Origin of the sequence: Streptomyces muensis (assembly GCF_021474425.1) — a bacterium.
GTDB classification, from domain to species: domain Bacteria; phylum Actinomycetota; class Actinomycetes; order Streptomycetales; family Streptomycetaceae; genus Streptomyces; species Streptomyces muensis.
In genome coordinates, this window is sequence record NZ_JAKEIP010000406.1 from 1 (window position 1) to 5246 (window position 5246).

A 5246-nucleotide genomic window follows, 5' to 3' on the forward strand; every position below is an offset into this window, starting at 1 on the left:
TCCCGGCAGGTCGTCGAGCCCCAGCGCGCTCCCGTCGATCGTGATGACGTCGTGCCCCGCCCAGGCCAGTCCCCCCAGCATCGCCACGAACAGCGCGACCACCGTGCCCGCGCGCGCGAGCAGTTCGGTCGGCGCGATCACAACTCCCGCGCCCCGCAGGGACCGTAAGAAGAACCACGACAGGAGTACCGCGCCGACCAGGCTGACCCCCAGTGGCGTGATCTCGACGGCGGTCGCCGCCTCAGCGCCCGTCAGCCCGAAAGCGGACACATCGCCGGACGGCGTGACAGAACCACCCGCCCCAAGGGCCACCACCGCTGCGGTCATCGGGCCGAGAGAGGCGGAGCTGTCGGCCTCCAGCAGATGCAGTCCGAGTGCCGCCGTGCCCGCCATCCCGATCAACGCCCAGCTCACGCAGGCGAGCGCGGACAACAGGATGTCCCCCCACGGCAGCGGCCGTGTGCCGTGCCCCGGGTTCTCGACGTTCGTGGACGCGCTCATGGCAGACCCCCCGATCCGCGGCGCGGCGACTGTTCGCCACGCATGTCCCCCTCGCGTGGATTACCACTCTCCGGACTGATTTCAACCCCGTCAACGGAACCAGTCGAAGCGCGTGGGCGTGCTTCTCACAAGGCCCGACTTTCGGTCAGGGGGCGGAGCCTGAAATAGTTCCCGACGATGTTCGACATCCCTAGACTCCCTGTGTTGGGGGTAACTCGGGGGACTACTCAGTGGGGCATGGAGTGCCGGAACTCGTACTGGAATTGAATGGACGGACCTGGACGCTCGACGCGTCCAGGTCCTACACCCTCGGACGCGATCCGCAGGGTGACATCGTGCTCGACGACGCCAGGGTGTCCTGGCGGCACGCCACGATCAGCTGGAGCGGCCGCAGTTGGGTCATCGAGGACCACGGGAGCACCAACGGCACGTTCGTGCAGGGTCAGCGGATCCATCACCTGGAGATCGGCCCCGGCTCGGCCGTGCACCTGGGCAACGCGACCGACGGACCGTGCCTGAACCTCTCCGGAACCGCGGCGTCCGTCGCCGCGCCGCAGGCCCAGCCGCAGCAGCAGCCGTACGCCGCGCAGGGCGCGAACCCCGGCTGGGCGCCGCAGGCCCCCGCCCAGCAGGCGCCACCCCAGCAGATCCCGCAGCAGCAGGCCCAGCCGCAGCAGGCCGCGCAGGCCGGCTGGCAGCAGCAGACGCCGCAGCAGTCGGCCGCGAAGGTGCCGTACCAGCAGGGCTCCGGCGGCGCGGCGGGGGCGCCGCCGGTCTACGGCGACCGCAGCCCCACCACGTTCCACCAGTTCTCCGTCGGCCGCGTCATGCGCATCGGCCGTGCCCTGGAGAACGAGCTGGTCGTCTCCGACCTCCAGGTCTCCCGGCACCACGCCGAGTTCCACTCGACGCCCGACGGCCGCATGGAGATCCGCGACCTCGGCTCCCACAACGGCACGTACGTCAACGGCCAGCCGATCGCCAAGGGCGGCTCGCAGCTGCTGGGCCCGGCGGACATCGTCGGCGTCGGTCACTCGACGTTCCGTATCGTCGGCGACCGTCTCGAGGAGTTCGTCGACACCGGTGAGGTCTCCTTCTCGGCCCGCCATCTGACCGTCACGGTCGACGGCGGCAAGCAGATCCTCAAGGACGTCTCCTTCGGCGTCCCGGAGAAGTCGCTGATCGCGGTCATCGGACCGTCCGGTTCCGGCAAGTCGACCCTGCTCAAGGCGCTGACCGGCTACCGCCCCGCCAACCAGGGCGACGTCCTCTACGACAACCGGAACCTGTACAAGCAGTTCGCCGAGCTGCGTCAGCGCATCGGTCTGGTCCCGCAGGACGACATCCTGCACAAGGAGCTGACCGTCAAGAAGGCCCTGAAGTACGCGGCCAAGCTCCGCTTCCCGGCCGACACCACGGCCCGTGAGCGCGACCAGCGCATCGACGAGGTGCTGCGCGAGCTCAAGCTGGACATCCACAAGGAGAAGAAGGTCACCTCCCTCTCCGGTGGCCAGCGCAAGCGCGTCTCGGTGGCCTTGGAGCTGCTCACCAAGCCGTCGCTGATCTTCCTGGACGAGCCCACCTCGGGCCTCGACCCGGGCATGGACCGCGACGTCATGCAGCTGCTGCGCGGCCTCGCCGACGACGGCCGCACCGTCCTCGTCGTCACGCACTCCGTGGCCGAGCTGGCGCTGTGCGACAAGCTCCTGGTGATGGCGCCGGGCGGCGCGGTCGCCTACTTCGGCCCGCCCGAGGAGGCCCTGAACTTCTTCGGCTACGACACCTGGGCCGATGTCTTCTCCGCCTTCGAGAACTACCGCGACTACGACTGGGCGGGACGCTGGAAGGGCTCGCAGCACTACCAGATGTACGCCGCGGACATCGACGCGATTGCCCCGCAGTCCGTACAGATGCCGCCGATGCAGGCGATGCGGCCGCCGAAGCCACAGGGCTGGGGCTCGCAGCTGATCACCCTGGTCCGGCGGTACGTCTCGGTCATCGCGTCCGACAAGGGCTTCATGGCCCTGATGCTGATCCTGCCCGCCGTGCTCGGCGCGGTCAGTCTGCTCATCGACTCCGGCAACAACCTGCTGCCCAACGAGCCGCGCGCCAACGGGCTGCGGCAGCCCAACGGCACCGCCACCACCGTCCTGCTCATCCTCGCCGTCGGCGCCTGCTTCGCCGGCGCGGCCAACTCCGTCCGTGAGCTGATCAAGGAACGGGTGATCTACGAGCGGGAACGCGCGACGGGTCTGTCCCGCTCGGCCTACCTGATGTCCAAGGTCATCGTGCTCGGCATGATCACCATGGTCCAGGGTCTGATCGTCGGCGGGATCGGGTTCGGTGCCCGCGAGGTTCCCGCGGAGGGCCTGATCCTCGGCGCCCAGACCAAGCTGGAGCTGTGCCTGCCGATCATGGCGCTCGGGTTCAGCTCGATGATGTTCGGCCTGGTGATCTCCGCCCTGGTCAAGACGGCCGAGAAGACCATGCCGCTGCTGGTGATGTTCGCGATCATCCAGGTCGTGTTCACGGGCTGTCTGTTCACCCTGAACGGCTCCATCGGCGTCAACGAGTTCTCGTACCTGATGCCGTCCCGCTGGGCGGTCGCCGCCGCGGGCGCCACCCTGGACTTCAACCTGGTCAACCCGAACAAGGACGACCCGACCACGACCGACCCGTTGTGGGACCACACGGTGGGCGTCTGGGGCCTCGACATGGCCGCCCTGATCGCCCTCGGTGTGATCTGCGGCTTCCTCGTGGCCCGCTTCCTGCGCCGCCACGAGCCCGAGGTCATGCGCAAGTAGTCGCGTTTCGTACGACGCCCGAAGGGCGGCACCCCGTCAGGAGGGTGCCGCCCTTCGGCGTACGGAGCAGAGGCCCGCGCCTACCTCGGTCAGTACGCGCTGTTGACGTTGTCGATCGAGCCGTACCGGTCGGCCGCGTAGTTGGCGGCGGCGGTGAGGTTCGCGACCGGGTCGTACTGGCTCCAGGCCGTGCCCGGGACGTGGTAGGCGTCGAAGGTCGGCTTGATGACCTGGAGCAGACCGATCGACGGCACGCCGTTCTGGGCGTTGATGTCCCAGTTGTTGATCGCGTTCGGGTTGCCCGAGGACTCCCGCATGATGTTGCGGTGCAGGCCGTCGTAGGTGCCCGGGATCTTGTGCTTCTTCATGATGTCCAGGGCCTCGCGGATCCAGCCGTCGAGGTTGTTGGCGTAGCTCTTCGCGGCGACCGGCTTGGCCTGGACGCGCTTGGCGGACCGGCTCGCGGCCTCCTTGGCCTTGCGCTCCGCCTCGGCCTTCTTCTTGGCGGCGGCAGCGGCGGCGGCCTTCTTCTTCGCGGCGGCGTCCGCGGCCTTCTTCTTGGCGGCGGCCTCGGCGGCCGCCTTCTTCTTGGCCGCGGCTTCCTGCTGGGCCTTCTTGGCCGCGATGTCCTCGGCCTTCACACTGGCGGAAGCGAGCTGGTCGGTGACGCTGCCCTTGACGTCCTTGATCTGCTCGTTGCTGTACGCGACCTTGCCCGTGGGGGCTTCGGCCGTCGTCGTCTGGGCGTTGCCGGGGACGGCGGACAGCGCCAGAGCGGCGGCACCGAGCGTGCCGACACCGGCAATCGCGATCTTGTGCCGGTTGGTCAGCGTACGACTGAGTCGGTTCTTGGCGTTCTTGAGCATGGCAGTGGGACCTCTTCGAATAGCGCGGAGGTCGCTCGCTGTCCGTCGGGGGACACGGGTGCTTCCTGCACAAACGCCGCGGGGAGAACCCACGGCGCTGAGCGACGGGAGCAATTCTTAGCGGCCGCAAAATTGCGTGGCAAAGGTGTGACGTACGATCCTCGGTAGTGGACCCGCGAGGGGCAAATTAGGACAGACAGGACCGTCTGTCCCGCTCAAAAGGGACGTCACTACCTACTACGGACTTTCGTACGTGACCTGCGCCCTATGCGCGGGCTCACATCGGCCACGTAACGGTCTCACCGGCAGTTGCTGCCGCAATGCTCTGTGTGAGGGGTCTCCGCCGGGAGGACGAGATGCACGTCGCCGAACTCGTGCCACAGGTAGAGCCCGCGCAGCGCCGCCTCGTAGCCACGGTCTATCGCGGCCCGCCCGGCCACCGCCTCCAGCATCAGCAGATGCGAGGCCTCGGGCTCGTGCAGCCCGGTCAGCAGCCCGTCCACCGCCCGCACCCCGCGCTCCGGCGTGACGACGAGGTCCGTCCACCCCTCACGCGCGCGTACGACCCCGTCGGCGCCCACCGCCGACTCCACGGCCCGCACGGCCGTCGTCCCCACGGCGACGACCCGGCCGCCCCCGGCCCTGACCGCGTTGATCAGCCGCGCCGAGGTCTCCGACACCGCGAACCGCTCCGGATACGGCGGCTCGTGCGCCTCCGCCGACGCCACCCCCGTATGCAACGTGACCGGCGCGAACTGCACCCCCCGACTCACCAGCTCCGTCACCATCCGCACCGTGAAGGGCCGCGCCGCACTCGGCATCTCCGCACTCCCCGCCCCATCACCCGACGGCAGCGCGAACACGGTCTGGTACACGGCCAACGGCTGGTCCCGCTCCGTATAGGAGTACCGAATCGGCCGCCCGTACTCCCGCATCACCCGGAGAATCCCGGTTCCGTCCCCTTCCGCGGCCGGCGCTTCGTCGGCACCAGCGCCCTGCGCACGCCCGCCGACCGGCCGCCGCCCCTCGGCACCTGCTCCTCCCACCCCCTCAGATCCCATCCGAGCCTCACCCG

Annotated in this window: 4 protein-coding genes; 1 reads left to right on the forward strand and 3 read right to left on the reverse strand. The window is 69.0% G+C overall.

Going from position 1 to position 5246, the window contains the following annotated elements; translation table 11 throughout:
• Positions 1-501, reverse strand: a 501-nt coding sequence (locus tag L0P92_RS41875; RefSeq protein WP_234768378.1) for a streptophobe family protein, incomplete at its 3' end; no start/stop codon positions are given.
• A 242-nt stretch (positions 502-743) separates the two neighbouring features.
• On the opposite strand from L0P92_RS41875, the gene L0P92_RS41880 reads away from it, so the two are divergent.
• Positions 744-3305 (forward strand): ABC transporter ATP-binding protein/permease, encoded by a 2562-nt coding sequence (locus L0P92_RS41880; RefSeq protein ID WP_234768379.1) that lies wholly within the window; start codon positions 744-746, stop codon positions 3303-3305.
• A gap of 89 nt (positions 3306-3394) precedes the next feature.
• On the opposite strand, the gene L0P92_RS41885 is transcribed toward L0P92_RS41880, so the two are convergent.
• Together L0P92_RS41885 and L0P92_RS41890 are read right to left on the reverse strand one after the other, a co-directional pair.
• Positions 3395-4171: a transglycosylase SLT domain-containing protein gene (locus tag L0P92_RS41885; protein ID WP_234768380.1), complete on the reverse strand. Its 777-nt coding sequence runs from the start codon at positions 4169-4171 to the stop codon at positions 3395-3397.
• A 299-nt stretch (positions 4172-4470) separates the two neighbouring features.
• Positions 4471-5246: S-adenosylmethionine:tRNA ribosyltransferase-isomerase (locus tag L0P92_RS41890; RefSeq protein WP_234768381.1), on the reverse strand; the 776-nt coding region annotated here is incomplete at its 5' end.

Coding starts and splice junctions, on each gene's coding strand:
- L0P92_RS41885 (WP_234768380.1), bottom strand. CDS start 4,171: ATGCTCAAGAACGCCAAGAACCGACTCAGTCGTACGCTGACCAACCGG.